Origin of the sequence: Actinomadura fibrosa (assembly GCF_900659615.1) — a bacterium.
GTDB classification, from domain to species: domain Bacteria; phylum Actinomycetota; class Actinomycetes; order Streptosporangiales; family Streptosporangiaceae; genus Spirillospora; species Spirillospora fibrosa.
Genome location: NZ_CAACUY010000004.1, coordinates 1 through 16,740, shown reverse-complemented (window position 1 = coordinate 16,740; position 16,740 = coordinate 1). Strand labels below are relative to the sequence as shown.

Genomic DNA, 16,740 nt, shown 5'->3' with positions numbered 1-16,740 from the left:
GTCTGTTTCTGATGTGTTACCTATATGCCCATTTATGACGGGTAATGCACATCACAGGTTCGAGATCGCGAAGCGGTCCGGACCGCCCCGGTGTGATCCGCGCCACGCCGCCCGCGCGATACCGTGAGGTCATGAGCAGTTCCGCGCCGTCCCCGTCCCCCGATCCGGCCGACTGCGGACTCACGATCTTCTGGGACGAGAAGCTCGTCTCCTACGACTTCGGTCCCGGGCATCCCATGAACCCCGTGCGCGTCGAGCTGACGATGGCGCTGGCCCGCGAGCTCGGCGTCCCGGACCGGCCGAACGTCCGGGTCGCGGGCTTCGAGCCCGCCGGCGACGCGCTGCTCGGGCTCGTCCACGAGGAGTCCTACATCGCCGCGGTCAAGCACGCGGGCGCGACCGGCCTGCCCGAGATCGGGCTCGGCATCGGGACGCCCGACAACCCCGTCTTCCTCGGCATGCACGACGCGTCCGCGCTGGTCACCGGCGCCTCGGTGGCCGCCGCCGAGGCGGTGTGGACCGGCGGCGCCGCGCACGCGGCGAACATCTCCGGGGGGCTGCACCACGCGCTCGGCGGCGCCGCGAGCGGTTTCTGCGTGTACAACGACCCGGCGGTCGCGATCGCCTGGCTGCTGGAGCAGGGCGCCGAGCGCGTCGCGTACGTCGACATCGACGTCCACCACGGCGACGGCGTCCAGGCCGCCTTCTACGACGACCCGCGCGTCCTGACGATCAGCCTGCACGAGACGCCGCGGACGCTCTTCCCCGGCACCGGCTTCCCGAACGAGACCGGCGGCAGGGGCGCCGAGGGCACGGCCGTCAACGTCGCGCTGCCGCCGGGCACCGCCGACGCGCCCTGGATGCGCGCGTTCGACGCGGTCGTCCCGCCGCTGCTGCGCCGGTTCCGCCCGCAGGTCCTCGTCACCCAGCACGGCGCCGACGCCCACGCGCTCGACCCGCTCGCGCACCTGATCCTGACCGTGGACGGGCAGCGCACCGCCTACGCGGCGCTGCACCGCCTCGCGCACGAGACCGCCGGCGGCCGCTGGATCCTCACCGGCGGCGGAGGCTACGAGCTGGTCCAGGTCGTCCCCCGGGCATGGACGCACCTGCTCGCGGAGGCGTCGGGCGCGCCCATCCCGCCGGAGACCAAGACGCCCGAGGCGTGGCGCGAGTTCGTCCGGACGCGGACCGACGAGATCGCCCCCCGGCGCATGACGGACGGAACGGACGTGGTGGAGGTGCACAGGTGGGGGAGCGGCTACGACCCGGCGAACCCGGTCGACCAGGCGGTGATGGCGACGCGGCGCGCGGTGTTCCCCGAGCACGGCCTCGACCCGATGACGGACGAGTGATGGCCGTCCCCACCCCGGTGCCCTCCCGGGACGAGCTGCGCGCGCACCTCGTCCGGACGATGATCGCGGGCGACGTCGCCACGCCGCGCCAGAACAACCTGCTGCACTACCGGCGGATGGCCGCCGGCAGCCCCAAGTACCAGTTCGGCCTGGAGCTCAAGCCGACGTGGACGGAGCGGTCCGTCCTGGAGATGATGGTCGAGCGCTGCGGGGTCGACCCGAACCCGCGCCACGTGTACGGCGACGACACGATCGACCCCGACATCACCCTCGACACGCTGGAGGCGATGGGCGACCGCATCGGGCTCGCCGCGCGCCGCCGCGAGAACGTCCTGCTGGCCACCGGCCACCCCGCCACGCTGACGCCGGTCTACCAGGCGGTCGCGCGGGCGCTCGCGGACGCCGGCTGCCGGGTGCTGACGCCCGCGGCCGGGTGGACGTACGAGATCGAGGCCGGCTACGGCAGCCTGGAGTCGCGCCGCATCGTCTACGCCGAGGGCGGCGTGGCGATGCTGGAGGGCGACGACGGCCGCACCCACCACACGCACGACTCCCGTCCGATGGAGGCGATGCTCCGCGAACTGGCGGGCGGCGCCACTACCGCTCCCGGAGGCCGGACGGGCGGCGAATCGCCGGTTTGGCCGGATCTGGCCATCGCCGATCACGGCTGGGCCGGAGCCGCCGGTCAGGCGGGCATCGACACGGTCGGTTTCGCGGACTGTAACGACCCGGCTCTGTTCGCCGGCGCCGCCGAAGGCAAGATCGACGTCGTCGTCCCGCTCGACGACGGCATATCGCCGCACCATTACGCGCCGATGACGGCTTACCTTCTCGGCCGGGCGGGCCTGACCGCGACCGGCTGAGTCTGCTCACCGCACGGAAACGCCAGCGCGCCTGTCACTCCGTGTGACGGAACGGCCGTAGCGGGACGCATGGGCGTGCGCGCACCCGCCGATGACGCCTGAGTCGCAGGTCATCGCGTGTTTTCGGTTGACAACCATTCGCCGTGCCACTCCACGTGCCGTCATGTCCACGCTGCGTGCGGACAGATCCCTGTGGCGGCGGAGTCAGATCCGGATACGGAAATGGGTGGAACTCCCCTCTTGCGACTGTCGATACGCGATTTACGCTGGAGGAAGTACACGTGCGTGATCAAAGTCACCCAAAGGGCCGGTGCGCGGCACGTGTGGAAGAGGGCGTCCGATGAGCTCAGGCGAGCGACCTCTGAGCGAGGTCAGGTTCCTGACTGTGGCCGAAGTGGCGGCGGTGATGCGGGTGTCCAAGATGACCGTCTACCGCCTCGTCCACTCGGGCGAGCTGCCCGCGATCCGCGTGGGCCGCTCGTTCCGGGTCCCCGAGCAGGCCGTTCACGACTACCTGCGCGACGCGTTCATCGAAGCCGGATAAAGGGGTAGGGGCGGGTCATGCCTCATGACCCCGCCGCGAACTCCGCACCCGGCCGTGCAGGGGGCATCGGGACGGACCGCGAGGGCCGCCCCGGAGCTGGGGAACAAGGATCGAGACAACGACAGGGTCCGGCCGGCGGCTCGACGGCCGCCGGAGCCGGTGTCCGGGGGATCGGGGGCATCGTCGATGCCCGCGGTGTCCCGGGCATCGGGCCCGGTGCGGGACACCGCACCCGAGACGGCGCGAGAGGAATCCGCGGGACAGCACACGGTGCCACCGAGCAGGGGCTCACCGAACACGGCGCGGTACGGCAGAGCGCGATCGAACACGGCGCCGTCGCGCCGGTCTCCGCCCGCGACGTCCGCGCGGTGCGGACGGCGCTCAGCACGGCGCTCAGCAGGGCGCGGCATGACCTCCACCGGTACAGCGGTACCCTTGGGCAGCGGACCGTGCGCGCGTGCCGAGTGATGCTCGCAGCGGCACGGCCGTCTCCTGCACATCACCCGATACGCCGAGCGAGGTCTCGTGGGCTCTGTCATCAAGAAGCGCCGCAAGCGGATGGCCAAGAAGAAGCACCGCAAGCTGCTGAAGAAGACGCGCATCCAGCGTCGCAACAAGAAGTAGTCACGCCGGCCACTCAGCCGTAAGGGGTGGGGCGCACAGTGTCCTCCATGCCCGCCGCCGCGGCCCGTGTCGTCCTCGTCACGGGCGTCTCCCGTTTCCTGGGGGCGCGGGTCGCGAACACCCTCCAAGCCGACCCGGGCATCGAGCGGGTCATCGGGGTGGACACGGTGCCGCCCGCGACGTCGCTCGGCCGCACCGAGTTCGTCCGCGTCGACATCCGCACGCCCGGCATCGCGAAGATCATCGCGTCGGCCGAGGTGGACACGGTGGTGCACCTGCATCTGGTGACGTCGGCGACGGTGCCGCGGGCCAAGGTGAAGGAGCTCAACGTCATCGGCACGATGCAGCTCCTCGCCGCGTGCCAGCGCTCGCCCGACATGCGCAAGCTCGTCGTGCGGTCCTCGGCCGCCGTGTACGGCTCGTCCCCGATGGACCCGGCCGTCTTCAGCGAGCGGGACGAGCCCGTCGAGGCGCCGACGTCCGGCTACGCCAAGGACGCGGTGGAGGTGGAGGGCTACGTCCGCGGGCTCCAGCGGCGCCGCTCCGACCTGACCGTGTCGGTGCTGCGCTTCGCGAACTTCCTCGGCCCCGGCGTGGACTCGCCGTTCACCCGCTACCTGAGCATGCCGGTCGTGCCCACGGTGCTGGGCTTCGACCCGCGGCTCCAGTTCGTCCACGAGGACGACGGCGTCGAGGTGCTGCGGCGCATGACGGTGGAGAACCACCCCGGCTGCTACAACGTCGCCGGCGACGGCGTCATGCTGCTGTCCCAGGCGCTCCGCCGCGCCGGCCGCCCGTACGTGCCCGTCCCGGCCCCGTCGTTCTCCGTGTTCGGCGACATGGGACGGCGCTTCGCGGGGATGTCAGGGTTCTCACCCGAGTTGCAGCGCTGGCTCACCTACGGCCGCGCCGTCGACACCACCGGCCTCGTCCGCGAGCTCGCCTGGTGGCCCAAGTACAGTTCCGAGGCCGCGTTCGCCGACTACGTCACCGCCCGGGGATGGGGACGCGGCGTCCCGCTCCCGCTGGCCGACCGGCTCGCCGCGGTGCTGCGCCGCGGCTGAGAGGAGGACGATGAACGCCCACCAGGAGCAGCCGTACGACGGCGAGGGCGCCCAGGTGATCCCGCTGGACGCCGCCCGCCGCGACGGCGCCGGCCCCGGCCCGCTCGAACGCGGCATCGCCTCCGGTCTCGCCTTCCTGCGGCGCCGCCTCGCCGGCGAGTACAAGGTCGACGAGTTCGGCTTCGACCCCGAGTTCAACGCGACCGTCCTGCTGCCGCTCGCCCGCGCGCTCTACGAGCACTGGTTCCGGGTGGAGCTGTCCGGCCTCGGCAACGTCCCCGCCGGCGGCGGCGCGCTGATCGTCGCCAACCACTCCGGCACCCTCCCGATCGACGGGATCATGCTGTCGGTCGCGCTGCACGACCACGCCGGCCGGCACGTCAGGCTCCTCGGCGCCGACCTCGTCTACCAGGTGCCGCTGCTCGGCCACCTGGCCCGCAAGGCCGGGCACACGCTCGCCTGCCAGGCCGACGCGTCCCGGCTGCTCGGCAAGGGCGAGCTCGTCGGCGTGTTCCCCGAGGGCTTCAAGGGCGTCGGCAAGCCGTTCGCCGACCGCTACAAGCTCCAGCGCTTCGGCCGCGGCGGCTTCGTCGAGACCGCGCTGCGCGCCCGCGTCCCCATCGTCCCGTGCGCGATCGTCGGCGCCGAGGAGATCTACCCGAAGATCGCCGACCTGCGGCCGCTGGCCCGCCTGCTCGGCCTCCCGTACTTCCCGGTCACGCCGACGTTCCCGCTCCTCGGCCCCGCCGGCCTCGTCCCGCTCCCGTCCAAGTGGATGATCCAGTTCGGCGAGCCGATGACCCTGGACGAGTACGAGCCCGAGGACGCCGACGACCCCATGACGGTGTTCGAGCTCACCGACCACATCCGCGAGAACGTCCAGCAGATGCTCTACGACACCCTCCTCCGCCGGGGCCCCGCGTTCTTCTGACCGTCCCGGCGCCGCACGCCGCCCACGGCCTCTCGGAACGCCCTCAAGGTGCGGGCGATGTCGTTCTCGCTCGTCTGCCAGTTGCACACCGAGAGCCGGATGGCCCTGCGTCCGTCGAACGTCGTCCCGCTTATCCACGCTTCACCGCTCTCCACGACCGTGCGCAGGACGAGATCGGTGGTCCGATCGTCCCCGAACCGGAACAGGACCTGGTTGAGGACGACGTCGTTCAGGACGCGGCAGCCGGGGATCTCCGTCACACCGTCGGCGAAACGGCGCGCGTGGGCGCAGGAGCGTTCCACCAGCTCGGCGACGCCGTCCCGGCCCAGGGATCTGAGCGCGGCGTACACGGCGAATCCTCGCGCTCGGCGCGAGAAGGCCGGGGTCCAGTCCATCGGCTCGCGCGGATCGCCGGGACCGCCCTGCACCAGGTAGTCCGCGGTGACGCTCATCGCGGCCCGGTGCGCGTCCGGGTGGGCGCAAAGGGCCAGTCCCGAGTCGTACGGGACGTTGAGCCACTTGTGCGTGTCGAGCGCCCACGAGTCGGCGCGTCCGGCGCCGCGGACCAGATGGCGCAGCGCCGGGCTCGCCGCCGCCCACAGGCCGAACGCGCCGTCCACGTGCAGCCACGCGCCGGTCCGCTCCGCGACGTCGGCGATGTCGTCCAGGTCGTCGAAGCCGCCGGTGTTGATCTCACCGGCCTGCGCGCAGACGATCGTCGGAGCGGAGTCCTTCTCCACGGCCTCACGTAACCGGTCCACCCGCACGGCTCCGGCTCCGTCGTCCGGGACGACGACGAGCGACGCCCGTCCGATGCCGAGGAAGCGCAGCGCGCGGTCCACGCTGACGTGCCGTTTCGCTCCGAGGACGACGCGGATGAGCGGCGCCCCGGCGAGGCCGCGTTCCTCGACGTCCCATCCCCGCGCGCGCAGGACGTGGTGACGCGCCGCCGCCAGGCAGGTCAGATGCGCCGTCTGGCAGCCCGGCACGAACGCGAACGACGCACGCTCCGGCAGCCCGAGCAGGTCCCGCAGCCACGCGCCCGCCACCTCCTCCACGACCGCCGCCGCGGGCCCGCAGGCGTAGAGGCCCGGACACTGGTCCCAGGCGGACGTGAGCCAGTCCGCCGCGACGGCCGCGGGAAGGCCGCCTCCGATGACGAACCCGAAATAGCGCCCTGACGGAATGGCGACCAGGCCCGGTTCGACGGCGCGGGCCAGCTCGTCCACCACCGCGAGGGGATCGAGAGGGCCTGCCGGGACCGGCCCGCCGAGCCTGGCCCGCAGATCCTCGACGCCGGCCGACGCGCCGACGGGCCGCCCGTCCAGCGATTCGAGCCAGCCGATCGCGGTCTCCGCGGTGCGCTCCAGCAGTTCTCGCGTTCCCATGGGGTCTCCCTTCCGAGGCCGTTCGCAGCGAGGACGCTAGGCGGCCCGGAAAGGCGCGTCTTGGACGAAGTTGCTCCCGCCTAGGGTGGAGATGTGGAAACCGGCGGCTCCCCGGCGACCGGCGCCCGGATGTGGCGCGCGGAAGACCTCGGCGGCCTCGAACTGTTCAAGGCGACGCTCACCGCGTTCGACTTCAGCCCCCACGCGCACGAAGAGTTCTTCATCGCCCTCACGGAGGACGGCCTCGCGTCGCCCACCTACCGCGGTGACACCCACACGGTCGGCCCCGGCGACCTGATCGTCCTCAACCCCGACGAGGTCCACGGCGGCGGACCTCCGGCCGCGGAGTTCTGGGCGTACCGGGCGCTGTATCCCGGGCCGTCCCTCATGGACGCGATCGCGGCCGAGTTCCCCCGGACGGCGAGCCCGGAGTTCAGGGGCGGCATCGTCCGGGATCCCGATGCCGCGGCCCGGCTCCGCCGTTTCCATCGGCTCACGGAGGCGGCGTCCAGCACGCTCGAACGCGAATCGGCGCTGACCGAGGCCCTCGTTCTCCTGATCGGACGCCACGCGGCGCCTCCCCGTGAGCCGCGAGCGACCGGCCGGGAACCCGGTCCGGTACGCCTCAGCCGGATCTTCCTGGAGGAGCACGCGGCCGAGAACATCGCGCTGCGGGCCCTGGCCCAGCACGCGGGCTTGAGCCCATTCCATCTCTGCCGCGTCTTCCGCGCCTCGGTGGGGATGAGCCCGCACGCCTACCAGACGCATCTGCGGATTCGCCGGGCCCGGGAACTCCTGCGGTCCGGCATGCCGATAACCGAGGTCGCCGTCGCGAGCGGCTTCTACGACCAGGCCCATCTCGCCAGGCATTTCAAACGCATCGTCGGCCTGCCGCCCGGCCGGTACGCGAGAAGCGGCCGGTGAAAGCCGGTCGTCGATCAGGCTCGCTGGAAGCGAGGAGCGGGCTTTCGGGCTCGCCGGCTCACGCCTGGCCGACTTCGGTCCGGGCGCACTCCCGATCTCCCTTCGCCGGCAGGGTGATGTGGTTCCGCCCCACCCGCTCCAGGCGTGCCGCTACCGGAATGCCGATGGCCCGCCCCGGCGATGCCCGAATCGATTCGGCGCCCGCTGGTATTCGTCGCGCGCTGTTCCGCGCTTGTAGCCGGACGGATCGGCGTAGAGATTCGGTTCAGGCGTCGCGGGCCGGCGGAGGACCGCGACTCGAACCGGCACACCGCTGTGCCAGCGAAGGGGTGCGTCATGCCCGCGACTCGTGCGGCCTTCCCCGACAGCACGACCGAGCAGTTCCAAGCCGAGGCGCTCGCCGCGGCGAACGCCGACCGGGAGAGGCACCACGCGCCGCCGCTGGTGCTGGACTCCGACCTCTCCAAGTACGCCATGGAGAGGGCGGCGTCCCGGTCCACGTCGGAGAGGCTCAGCGCCGGGCACACCGGCCTGCGCCAGGGGACGGGCGAGAACATCTTCTGGGGCGCCGGCTCGTCGGCGACCCCCCGTCCGGGATCGGACGCGGTCAAATCCTGGTATGACGAGGTCACCAATTACGACTTCGACAAGGCGCAGTTCAGCTCGGCGGCCGGGCACTTCACGCAGCTCGTCTGGAAGGGCAGCACCAAGGTCGGCATCGGGCGCGTTTCGGGGCAGGGCTCGGAATACTACGAGACGTACATCGTCTTCGTCTTCGAGCCGCCCGGCAATATGGAGGGCGAGTTCGCGGCGAACGTCCTGCGCGCCTAGCGACCCGGCCCGGTGTGAAACCGGTCTGAAACCGGGGTGAAGGCCGCGGGCGGCAGGCTCCCGGGGCATGGAGAACACACCAGCCCAGACGGCGATCCAGGCGGTCGGCCTGCGCAAGTCGTACGGTGACACGGTCGTGCTGGACGGCATCGACCTGGAGGTGGCGCGGGGGACGATCTTCGCGCTGCTCGGCCCGAACGGGGCCGGGAAGACCACGACCGTGCAGATCCTCTCCACGCTCATCGGCGCGGACGGCGGCGACGTGCGGGTGGCGGGGCGGGACCCGGCCGCCGATCCGGACGGGGTCCGCCGCGCCATCGGCGTCACCGGGCAGTACTCGGCGGTGGACGACCTGCTCACCGGCCGCGAGAACCTGATCCTGATGGCCGACCTGTACCGGCTCGGCCGGGCCGAGGGGCGGCGGGTCGCGGACGCGCTGCTGGAGCGGTTCGGCCTGGCCGAGGCGGCGCGGCGGACGGCCGCGACCTACTCGGGCGGGATGCGGCGGCGGCTGGACCTGGCGATGACGCTGGTCGGCGGCCCGCGGATCATCTTCCTGGACGAGCCGACGACGGGCCTCGACCCGCGGAGCCGGCGGACGATGTGGGACATCATCCGCGGGCTCGCGGCGGACGGCGTGACGATCTTCCTGACCACGCAGTACCTGGAGGAGGCGGACCGGCTCGCCGACCGGATCGCGGTCCTCGACCGGGGCCGGCTGGTCGCCGAGGGCACGGCGGACGAGCTGAAGCGGCTGGTGCCCGGCGGGCACGTCCTGCTCCGGTTCGCGGGCCCGGACGCGCTGGACGCGGCGGCCCGCGCGCTCGGCGACGCCGTCCGCGACGACGCCGAGCTGACCTTGCAGGTCCCGAGCGACGGCGGGGTCCGCTCGCTGCGCGCCCTGCTCGCCCGCCTTGAGGAGGTGGCGGTCGAGCCGGAGGGGCTGTCGGTGCACCTGCCCGACCTCGACGACGTGTTCCTGGCGCTGACCGGCCGTCCCGACGACGCGAAGGCGGCCGTCCGATGACCGCGACACCTCATGTCCTGACCGACTCCGCGACGATGCTGCGCCGCAACCTGCGGCACGCGCTGCGCTACCCGTCCATGACGGTCGTGTCGATCGGGATGCCGGTCCTGTTGCTGCTGCTGTTCGTCGGGGTCTTCGGCGGCGCGCTGGGCGAAGGGGTCGGCGCGACGGCCCGGGAGGGCGGCTACATCGACTACATCGCGCCGGGGATCATCCTGATGGCGGTGACGTCCGGGTGCCTGTCGGTGTCGGTCGCGGTCAGCGTCGACATGACCGCCGGGATCACGGCGCGGTTCCGGACGATGCCGATCGCGCGGTCGGCGATCCTCACCGGGCACGTCGCCGGCACCATGATCCAGACCGTGGCCAGCACGCTCCTGGTCGTGCTGGTCGCGGTCGCGATGGGCTTCCGGCCGCACGCCGGGCCGCTGGACTGGCTGCTCGTGAGCGCCCTCCTGCTGGCGCTCGTCTTCGCGCTGACCTGGCTCGCCGTCGGGCTCGGGCTGGTGGCGAAGAACCCGGAGGGCGCCAGCAACTCGCCGCTGCTCATCCAGTTCCTGCCGTTCCTCGGCAGCGCGATCGTCCCCACCGGCACGATGCCGGACGGGGTGCGCTGGTTCGCCGAGTACCAGCCGTTCACACCGATCACCGAGACGGTCCGAGGGCTGCTGACGGGCACGCCGATCGGGCACGACGGCTGGACGTCCGCCGCGTGGTGCACGGTCATCGCGCTGGCGGGCTACCTCTGGTCGAGGTGGCTGTTCGACCGCGATCCGTCCCGGTAGCGCGGTCGCGCAGGATCGCGCGGGCGGCGGCGCGCAGGGCCTCGCGGTCCAGGCCGGCGTACTCCGACACCGCAGCGGAGTACGCCGGCCCGTCGGCGTCCTCGGCGGCGCGGCGGGCGTGCGCCGTGGACATGGTCGGCTGGAAGGTCTTGAAGAAGCGGAACCGCTCCGCCAGCGCGATCATGCGGGCCGCCCGCGCCCGGACGGGAGGCGAGGGGGCGCGGGCCAGGTCCATGGAGGCGAGCGCGAGCAGGAGGGAGCCGCAGACCGGCAGGTCCATGAAGAAGGGCGGTGCGGGAGGGCAGGGCTCCGCGAGCATCCCCGCCAGACCGGCGGGCAGCCCCGCGGCGATCCGCTCGACGGCCTCCGGGCGGCCGTGCCGGGCATGGGCGATCACGGCGGCGCAGTGGGTCTCCAGCGTCCAGGGGTCCATGCCGCGGCCGAGCGACGGGACGGGGCTGTCGGCGTCCTCCAGCCGGGCGGCGGCCTGCCGCCAGAGGCGCAGCCCCGCCTCCGTCTCGCCGCGCGCCAGGGCGATCTCCGCGTGGGCGCCGAGGTCGAACGTCGCGGCGCCGAAGGCCACGTCCGGCCCGTACGGACCGGACGTCGCCGACTGCCGGAGCCAGTGCTCCGCCTCGTCGATCTCCCCGAGCTGGAGGTGGGCCACCGTCATGCCCCAGCGGACGCCCATCGTGTCGCCGGGATCGAACCGCTCCAGCTCGCGCAGCGCGGCCCGCAGGTGGTGCTTGGAGCGCGCGCCGTCGTCGAGCTGGAGGTGGAGCTCGCCCAACCGGGCGTGGGCGAGCGTGCGCAGCCACCGGCTCTCCCGGTCGTCGAGCGCCTGGAGCATCATCCCGGCCACCTTCAGCGCGCCCTCCAGGTCGCCTTCCCGTTCGAGGATGTAGCCGACGACACCGGCGGCGATGCCCGCCAGCAGGGGGTCGTCCCCGCGGCACAGATCGTCGAGGGCCGTGGACCCGGGCCGCAGGAGTTCGGGGGAGTCCCGCACCATGGCGGCGATCGCGCGGGCCGGGGTGGTCGGCGGGGCGGTCGGCAGGCGGCGCAGCGCGACCAGCGTGCGCATCGCGTGCGCGCCCTTTAGGAGGTACATGGCCATGGTGCACAGCGCGAGGGCCGTCCTGGTGACGTCGACGCCGTCCGGCGCGGGCCGGTAGCGGGACAGGAGGCCCGCGACGTCCCCGCTGAGCGTCGCGAGCCGCCCGAACGCGGTCTCGACGGTCATCAGGCCCGCGAGGACGGCGGTGACGGCGGCGACGGACGGGCCGTCCCGGCGGGCGAGGCCGTGCCGCAGCGCCAGCAGCAGGTTGTCCTGCTCGGCGCGGAACAGCTCCATGGCCGGGAACGGATCGCCGCCGAAGATCGCCTCGTGGTGCGCGGCGCCGAAGTCCCGCGCCCAGGCGAGGAGACCGTCCACCACCCGGCCGGACTCGCCCGCCGCCTCCCGATGGGCCGCGCTGAACTCGCGGACCGTCTCCAGCATGCGGAACCGGGTGCCGAGCCCGGTGCCGACCGCCTCGATGAGCGACTGGTCGACGAGGTCCTGGAGGACGGTGAGGACGTCGTCGTCCCCGGCGAGCAGGTACTCGGCCGCGTCGGCGGTGAACCCGCCGGGGAACACCGACAGCGCGCGCATCGCGGCCCGCCCGGACGGGCCGAGGATGTTCCAGCTCCAGTCGACGACGGCGCGCATCGTCCGATGCCGCTCCGGAGCGTCGCGGGCGCCGCCGCGCAGGAGGGCGAACCGGTCGTCGAGCCTCCGGGCGATCTCGGGCACCGACATCACCCGCACGCGCGCGGCGGCCAGCTCCACCGCGAGGGGCAGCCCGTCCAGGTGGCGGCACACCTCCTCGACGGCGTCCGCGGGCAGGCCGGCGCCCGGACGGGCCGCACGCGCCCGCTGCCGGAACAGCTCCACGGCGGTCGGCAGGTCCAGCTCCGGCAGCGGGTAGACCGACTCCGACGACAGGCCGAGCGGCGCCCGGCCGGTGGTGAGCACCCGCAGGTCCCGCGTCATCGCGACCAGGGCCCCGACCAGGCCGGCGGCGCCGCGGACCACGTGCTCGCAGTTGTCCAGCACCAGCAGCGCGCCGCCGGTGCCGAGCGCCTCCGCGATGCCCGCGACGGGATCGGCGACCTGGCCGAGGCGCCCCGACGGAGGCTGCGGCTCGCCCACCCCGACGACGGAGGCGACCTCGGCCACCACGTCCTCGTCACGAGCGACGCCTGCGAGCGCGACGACGTGGACCGTCCGCTGCTCGGCCTCCCGCGCGACGGCGTTCGCCAGCCGTGTCTTGCCCAGCCCGCCGGGACCGACGATCGAGGTGACACGGGACGTGCCCAGCAGCTCCCGCACGGCGGCCAGGTCGCGATCGCGACCGAGAAGCGGGTTCGGCTCATGCCGGATCCCGCGCCGCACGGTGGGCGCCCCCTCCTGGAGCAACTCCCGCTGGACGGCCTGGAGCGCGGCCCCCGGATCGGTGCCGAGCTCGTCCCGCAACGCCCGCCGGTACGCCTCATACCGGGCCAGCGCCGAGGAGGCACCGGTCGTCGCCGCCTCGCAGCGCAGCAGCTCCAGCAGCACCTCCTCATCGCGAGGACGCTCGCGAGCCAGACCAGTCAGCACGTCCACCGCCTCCGCCCGGCGCCCGAGCCGCGACAACGCCAACCCCCGCGCCCGCAACAGCTCGCGATACGTGACAGCCCGTTCCGCACGAAGCCGAGAAAGCGGATCCTCTCCACACGACACCTCGGGCGGCCCGTCCCACAACGCGAGCCCGGCCTCGGCATGGGCAAGAGCAGCCGCGTGATCGCCAGCACGAACGCTGCGCGCACATTCGGACGCGCTCACCAGGACGGCCCACACGTCCACCGCGTCCTCGGCCAGAGCCAGCCGGTAACCGGACGGCGTACTAGCGATCACCCCGGCGCCAAGCCGCGCCCGGGCCCGCGAGACGAGCACCTGCAACGCCTTGGCCGGATGCTCGGGCCGCCCGTCCGGCCAAAGCCCCTCGACGAGCCGCCCGACGCCGAGCCCCGCCCGCTCCCCGGCGAGCAGCGCCAGCAGACCGCGCACCCGAGGACTGCTGATCTCAACCCCGCGATACGCCACCCGGCCCAGCAGCACCAGCTCGACGCCCACCGACCCAGCCTATTTCCCCCCACAACGCAGGACCGTGAAAAGGCCCCCACCGCGAAGTACCGCACAGACCACGAACACCCGGCCGCGAACACGTCGACGCCCCGAGACACGTCCGTCCGAGACTCAGCCAGGTCGAGCCACATGACCTGCGCTGGAAAACCCCCGTCTCGGAGAACCTCAGCCACGCACGCGAACGCGTTAACGACGCGTGGAGGCGAGGCCGAAGGCGAGCCTCCATGCGGAGATCGCGAAGCGATGCAGCGTTCGCCCAGGAGCGGTCACGGTGCGAGCCGCCAGGCGAGCACCGTGGGCCGTGAGTGAATTAAGTACTCCGGTAGTGCCTGCGGAGGGCTATGCCTGCGGCTACTCCGCCGGCCAGGGCGCCGGCTCCGGCGGCGGCGGGGAGCGCGACCATGGTGACCTTGCGGCCGGTGCGGAAGTCGTGGATCGGCCAGCCGTTCTCCTTGGCGTGCTCGCGCAGTTCGGAGTCGGGGTTGACGGCGTGGGGGTGGCCGACCGCGGTGAGCATGGGGAGGTCGTTGATCGAGTCGCTGTAGGCGGAGCAGCGCGCGAGGTCGAGGCCTTCGCGCTGGGCGAGGGCGCGGACGGCCTCGGCCTTGGCGGGGCCGTGCAGCAGGTTGCCGACGAGCCGGCCGGTGTAGACGCCGTCGCTGGTCTCGGCGACGGTGCCGAGGGCGCCGGTGAGGCCGAGCCGGTGCGCGATCGTGCGGGCGACCTCGACGGGGGTGGCGGTGACGAGCCAGACCTGCTGGCCGGCGTCCAGGTGCTGGAGGGCGAGGGTGCGGGTGCCGTGCCAGATGCGGTCGGCCATGACCTCGTCGTAGATCTCCTCGCTGAGGCGGACGATCCCGGCGACCTGCTGGCCGGCGACGAAGGCGAGCGCGGCCTCCTTGGCGCTGCCGATGTGGTCGGAGTTCTCGGTGCCGCGGAGCCGGAAGGCGGCCTGGCCCCAGGCGAACATGGCGAGGTCGCGCATGGTGAACAGCTTGCGGGCGGCGAGCCCGCGCGCGAAGTAGTAGATGGACGCGCCGCGCATCATCGTGTTGTCGACGTCGAAGAACGCCGCCGCCGCGGGGTCGGGGTCGGGAAGCGGGGCGGGCCGCGTCGCGGCGGCGGCCGCCGCCTCGCCCGCGCTCTTGTGGTCCTCGTCCTTCGCGCGCTGCCAGAATCGCCGCATGCCCCGAGCCTAGTCGGCGGACCCGCCGCGGCCGGGGTCCCGGCCGTGATTGCGGCATTCCTCACCGTGACGGCCCTCGCCGCGGCGGTTCTCGCCGCGGGCGGCGGCCGCGGTGACGAGCCGGGTCCGCAGGACGGCGCGGAATCGCGGGTCGGGTCCGATGCCCGGCGCCCGCAGTCCCGCCAGCGCGTTCCCCTTCTCGGCGATCTTCTTTCGCCCGCTGCTCAACGGCCGCTCCCTTGCGGATCCAGGCGCGAACGCGCTCCTGCCCGCAAGAACGATCGGGTGCGGCGGCGGGTTACGGCCTCCTCGGGCCCAACCGGCCGCCGGTGGGCTCAGCCGCGCAGGTCGTCCGGGAGCATGCGGGCCAGGGAGCGGACGGCGCGGTACTGGAGGGCCTTGATCGCGCCCGACTTCTTGCCCATGATCAGCGCGGTCTCGGCGACGGACAGGCCGTGCAGGAAGCGGAGCACGACGCACTCCTGCTGCTCGGAGCCGAGGCGGCGGACGGCGGCGAGGAGCGTCCGGTTGGTCATCGAGTCGAGGACGGCCCGCTCCGGGCCCTCCTGGGGGCGTTCCGGCTCGACGAGCTCGGCGGTGCAGACCTCCAGCCGGTAGCGGCTCGACTTGAAGTGGTCGGCGACGAGGTTGCGGGCGATCGTGACGAGCCAGGCGCCGAAGTCCTTGCCCTGCCAGTGGAAGTCGCAGATCCGGCGCAGGGCGCGCAGGAACGTCTCGCTGGTCAGGTCCTCGGTGAGGGAGTGGGTGCCGACGCGGTAGTAGACGTACCGGTAGACCAGTTCGACGTAGTGGTCGTAGAGGGAGCCGAACGCCTCGGCGTCGCCGTCCCGGGCCCGCAGGACGAGGACCTTGAGCGTCTCGGCGCGGTCGGCGCCGGGTTCCGCGCCGCGCTGGGACGGCCGAGGAAGGGGGACGACCCGGGCATCGAGGGTCAGGCTGCTCATGCAGTTCTCCTCGGGGCGTACGCGACCTCCGGCGTGATCTGCCACTCTAGATACCGATAGGTACACCAGGCAATGGCCGTGTCCGGCCCCGCGCCGGGGCGGCGGGAAGCGGCGGGCCGCGAATCCGGGCGCCGCCGGGGGCGCGGTTACCCGTCACGGCCTCGCATCGGGCACCATGGGGCGCGATGGACGCTCTCCTCGCGCTGCTCGCGACCCTGGGTGCCTTGCTGGCCACCGGGTTGCTGGTCCAGCGCGCCTACAAGGACCGGCTGCTGTACCTCATCGCCTGGTCCGTCACCCAGGTCGGGCTGACGCTCGCGCTGCTCTCCATGGGCATCGGCTTCCTGGCCGGGTTCAACGGCCCGCTGTTCCGCGTCGTGGAGCTCGGCGCCGCGCTGCTCGGGCCGGTGTGGCTGGCGCTCGGCATGATCGAGCTGATCGCCCGGTACGTCCAGGTGCGGTTCGCCGCGTGGCTGTTCGCGGTGTCCTACACGGTCGTCGCGATCGTCATCCTGCTGCTGGACCCGCTGAAGGGCTCGCTGGGCAAGAGCCTGCCGAAGCCGGACGACACCTACGACGCGCTGCCCCTGCTGCTGATCGACGGCGCGCACGTGGTCGCGGTGATCGCGCTGGTCGGGTGCACCGGCGTCACGGCGTGGCTCGCCGGCAAGCAGGACCGCGAGGCGGGCGAGCTGCTGATCCCGGTCGCGCTGGTGGCGCTCGCGGGGGTGCTGGTGGTCAGCGGCAGCCGCGGCTTCCTGCCCGCGCCGATCGCGGTGATCGCGCTCGGCGCCGCCGCGGGCCTGGTCTGGTACGGCGCGATGCGGACCATCCCCGTCTACGAGGACGACGAGGGCTACGACGACGAGTACGACGAGGAGCCCGCCACCGGCTACGAGGAGCAGGCCTACGCCGCCCCGCCGCCCGAGGTCTCCGCCGCGCCGGCGCCCGCCGTCGCGTCCCCGCCGCTCGCGTCGCCGCCGGTGCCGTCCCCGGCCGGGCCGCCGCCCGCGACCAAGCGCGGCGAGCTCCGGTTCCCGGACCAGGCACCGGCCGAGGAGCTGCGCTTCCCCGAATCGGC

16 protein-coding genes are annotated in these 16,740 nt (G+C 73.0%); 11 read left to right on the top strand and 5 right to left on the bottom strand.

Annotated features, from left to right (window positions below; translation table 11 throughout):
- The first annotated feature begins 131 nt into the window (after positions 1-131).
- The 6 genes from E1300_RS02570 (at position 132) to E1300_RS02545 (ending at position 5,381) form a co-directional block, all read left to right on the top strand.
- Entirely contained in the window at positions 132-1,355 is a 1,224-nt protein-coding gene (locus E1300_RS02570) for an acetoin utilization protein AcuC (protein ID WP_242618903.1), read from the top strand.
- Positions 1,355-2,218, top strand: coding sequence for a phosphatase (locus E1300_RS02565; RefSeq protein ID WP_131755224.1), 864 nt, complete (start codon positions 1,355-1,357; stop codon positions 2,216-2,218). Before E1300_RS02570 ends, E1300_RS02565 begins: the two co-directional genes overlap by 1 nt.
- A 340-nt stretch (positions 2,219-2,558) precedes the next feature.
- Positions 2,559-2,762, top strand: coding sequence for a helix-turn-helix domain-containing protein (locus tag E1300_RS02560; protein WP_026414196.1), 204 nt, complete (start codon positions 2,559-2,561; stop codon positions 2,760-2,762).
- A 525-nt stretch (positions 2,763-3,287) separates the two neighbouring features.
- Positions 3,288-3,386: a 30S ribosomal protein bS22 gene (locus E1300_RS02555; RefSeq protein WP_018654693.1), complete on the top strand. Its 99-nt coding sequence runs from the start codon at positions 3,288-3,290 to the stop codon at positions 3,384-3,386.
- A gap of 47 nt (positions 3,387-3,433) precedes the next feature.
- Positions 3,434-4,450 (top strand): NAD-dependent epimerase/dehydratase family protein, encoded by a 1,017-nt coding sequence (locus E1300_RS02550; RefSeq protein ID WP_131755223.1) that lies wholly within the window; start codon positions 3,434-3,436, stop codon positions 4,448-4,450.
- Between the two features lie 10 nt (positions 4,451-4,460).
- Complete coding sequence (locus E1300_RS02545; RefSeq protein WP_131755222.1) at positions 4,461-5,381, top strand: lysophospholipid acyltransferase family protein; 921 nt, start codon at positions 4,461-4,463, stop codon at positions 5,379-5,381.
- Here the strand turns inward: E1300_RS02545 and E1300_RS02540 are convergent.
- Positions 5,342-6,769, bottom strand: coding sequence for a pyridoxal phosphate-dependent decarboxylase family protein (locus tag E1300_RS02540; protein WP_131755221.1), 1,428 nt, complete (start codon positions 6,767-6,769; stop codon positions 5,342-5,344). The genes E1300_RS02545 and E1300_RS02540 overlap by 40 nt on opposite strands.
- Positions 6,770-6,862: 93 nt before the next feature.
- Here E1300_RS02540 and E1300_RS02535 point away from each other — a divergent pair, with 93 nt between their 5' ends.
- From E1300_RS02535 to E1300_RS02520, 4 genes are all read left to right on the top strand, one after another.
- Positions 6,863-7,693, top strand: a complete 831-nt coding sequence (locus E1300_RS02535) for an AraC family transcriptional regulator (RefSeq protein ID WP_131755220.1) — start codon at positions 6,863-6,865, stop codon at positions 7,691-7,693.
- Positions 7,694-8,029: 336 nt separating this feature from the next.
- Positions 8,030-8,524 (top strand): CAP family protein, encoded by a 495-nt coding sequence (locus E1300_RS02530; protein ID WP_165502646.1) that lies wholly within the window; start codon positions 8,030-8,032, stop codon positions 8,522-8,524.
- Between the two features lie 67 nt (positions 8,525-8,591).
- Positions 8,592-9,551, top strand: coding sequence for an ATP-binding cassette domain-containing protein (locus E1300_RS02525; protein WP_131755218.1), 960 nt, complete (start codon positions 8,592-8,594; stop codon positions 9,549-9,551).
- Complete coding sequence (locus E1300_RS02520) at positions 9,548-10,336, top strand: ABC transporter permease (protein ID WP_131755217.1); 789 nt, start codon at positions 9,548-9,550, stop codon at positions 10,334-10,336. The genes E1300_RS02525 and E1300_RS02520 overlap by 4 nt, the downstream gene beginning before the upstream one ends.
- Here E1300_RS02520 and E1300_RS02515 read toward each other — a convergent pair.
- The 4 genes from E1300_RS02515 to E1300_RS02500 all read right to left on the bottom strand — a co-directional run bounded on the left by E1300_RS02515 (position 10,275) and on the right by E1300_RS02500 (position 15,659).
- Positions 10,275-13,496, bottom strand: coding sequence for an AfsR/SARP family transcriptional regulator (locus tag E1300_RS02515; RefSeq protein ID WP_131755216.1), 3,222 nt, complete (start codon positions 13,494-13,496; stop codon positions 10,275-10,277). The two genes, E1300_RS02520 and E1300_RS02515, sit on opposite strands and share 62 nt — an antisense overlap.
- A gap of 322 nt (positions 13,497-13,818) precedes the next feature.
- Positions 13,819-14,694, bottom strand: a complete 876-nt coding sequence (locus E1300_RS02510; protein ID WP_131755215.1) for an HAD family hydrolase — start codon at positions 14,692-14,694, stop codon at positions 13,819-13,821.
- A 9-nt stretch (positions 14,695-14,703) separates the two neighbouring features.
- Positions 14,704-14,922, bottom strand: a complete 219-nt coding sequence (locus E1300_RS02505) for a hypothetical protein (RefSeq protein ID WP_131755214.1) — start codon at positions 14,920-14,922, stop codon at positions 14,704-14,706.
- 107 nt (positions 14,923-15,029) lie between these two features.
- On the bottom strand, positions 15,030-15,659 hold the full coding sequence (locus tag E1300_RS02500; RefSeq protein WP_131755213.1) for a sigma-70 family RNA polymerase sigma factor: 630 nt from the start codon (positions 15,657-15,659) through the stop codon (positions 15,030-15,032).
- Positions 15,660-15,844: 185 nt separating this feature from the next.
- Between E1300_RS02500 and E1300_RS02495 the strand changes: the two genes are divergently transcribed.
- Positions 15,845-16,740: hypothetical protein (locus E1300_RS02495; RefSeq protein ID WP_131755212.1), on the top strand; the 896-nt coding region annotated here is incomplete at its 3' end.

Excerpts from the sequence above, each read along its gene's own strand:
- E1300_RS02570 (WP_242618903.1), top strand. The coding sequence starts at position 132 with ATGAGCAGTTCCGCGCCGTCCCCGTCCCCCGATCCGGCCGACTGCGGA.
- E1300_RS02565 (WP_131755224.1), top strand. The coding sequence starts at position 1,355 with ATGGCCGTCCCCACCCCGGTGCCCTCCCGGGACGAGCTGCGCGCGCAC.
- E1300_RS02560 (WP_026414196.1), top strand. The coding sequence starts at position 2,559 with ATGAGCTCAGGCGAGCGACCTCTGAGCGAGGTCAGGTTCCTGACTGTG.
- E1300_RS02550 (WP_131755223.1), top strand. The coding sequence starts at position 3,434 with ATGCCCGCCGCCGCGGCCCGTGTCGTCCTCGTCACGGGCGTCTCCCGT.
- E1300_RS02545 (WP_131755222.1), top strand. The coding sequence starts at position 4,461 with ATGAACGCCCACCAGGAGCAGCCGTACGACGGCGAGGGCGCCCAGGTG.
- E1300_RS02540 (WP_131755221.1), bottom strand. The coding sequence starts at position 6,769 with ATGGGAACGCGAGAACTGCTGGAGCGCACCGCGGAGACCGCGATCGGC.
- E1300_RS02530 (WP_165502646.1), top strand. The coding sequence starts at position 8,030 with ATGCCCGCGACTCGTGCGGCCTTCCCCGACAGCACGACCGAGCAGTTC.
- E1300_RS02525 (WP_131755218.1), top strand. The coding sequence starts at position 8,592 with ATGGAGAACACACCAGCCCAGACGGCGATCCAGGCGGTCGGCCTGCGC.
- E1300_RS02520 (WP_131755217.1), top strand. The coding sequence starts at position 9,548 with ATGACCGCGACACCTCATGTCCTGACCGACTCCGCGACGATGCTGCGC.
- E1300_RS02510 (WP_131755215.1), bottom strand. The coding sequence starts at position 14,694 with ATGCGGCGATTCTGGCAGCGCGCGAAGGACGAGGACCACAAGAGCGCG.
- E1300_RS02500 (WP_131755213.1), bottom strand. The coding sequence starts at position 15,659 with ATGAGCAGCCTGACCCTCGATGCCCGGGTCGTCCCCCTTCCTCGGCCG.